This is a genomic window from Bradyrhizobium sp. GW821-FHT13H06 (genome assembly GCF_058803975.1).
The window spans coordinates 1-597 of the sequence record NZ_JBXAPN010000035.1 but is presented as its reverse complement, the minus strand read 5'-3'; the positions used below and the strand labels follow the sequence as shown (position 1 = coordinate 597).

General features: G+C 58.8%; 2 protein-coding genes. One reads left to right on the top strand and one right to left on the bottom strand.

Annotated elements, in window-relative coordinates; genetic code table 11:
* On the bottom strand, positions 1-163 hold a 163-nt coding region (locus tag AC1RQP_RS40185; RefSeq protein ID WP_492943316.1), incomplete at its 3' end, for a flagellin N-terminal helical domain-containing protein.
* Positions 164-252: 89 nt separating this feature from the next.
* Between AC1RQP_RS40185 and AC1RQP_RS40180 the strand changes: the two genes are divergently transcribed.
* A partial coding sequence (locus AC1RQP_RS40180; protein ID WP_492943314.1) for a hypothetical protein occupies positions 253-597 on the top strand: 345 nt, incomplete at its 3' end.

Sequence of the window (597 nt, the reverse complement as noted above, 5' to 3'; positions counted from 1 at the left end):
TGTCGAGCGACTGGGCGGTGAAGAAGTTGGTGGGATTGTCCAGAGCCGAGTTGACGCTCTTGCCGGTCGACAGACGGCTCTGCGTGGTGGCGAGAAGGTCAGCGGTGGACTGGAGGGAGAGCAGGTTCTGACGAACCGACGCGGAGAGAACGATACCGGACATTGAGTGTTACCCTTCTGGTACGCAACGCAACAAACTTCGATTAGGATTAATCGATGTGCGGGACGGTGAACGTTGAGGGCTAACAAAGCATGAAGCGTGTCGCGCCAGTCCTTGCGCGGATTCACCATATGGCAGTGTCACGCTCGGTCGAGCTCGCGCATATCGCCCTGATAAGACGACGCTTTCTTGCCCAATGGAAAGGCATTTGCCACTCGTCAACCATAACCAAGAGTACGCAATTGCTGCATCCAGATGTGTCGTCCCGTCTTGGCGAGCGGCACTCAGATGCCGATGCAAAAACAAAGCGGCGGGGCCGAAGCCCCGCCGCCGGATCTGCTTGCGATGTCGTCCGCGATTTAGCGGAGCAGCTGGAGCACGCTCTGCTGCGACTGGTTGGCCAGCGACAGCGCGGAGACCGCGATCGACTGACGGGT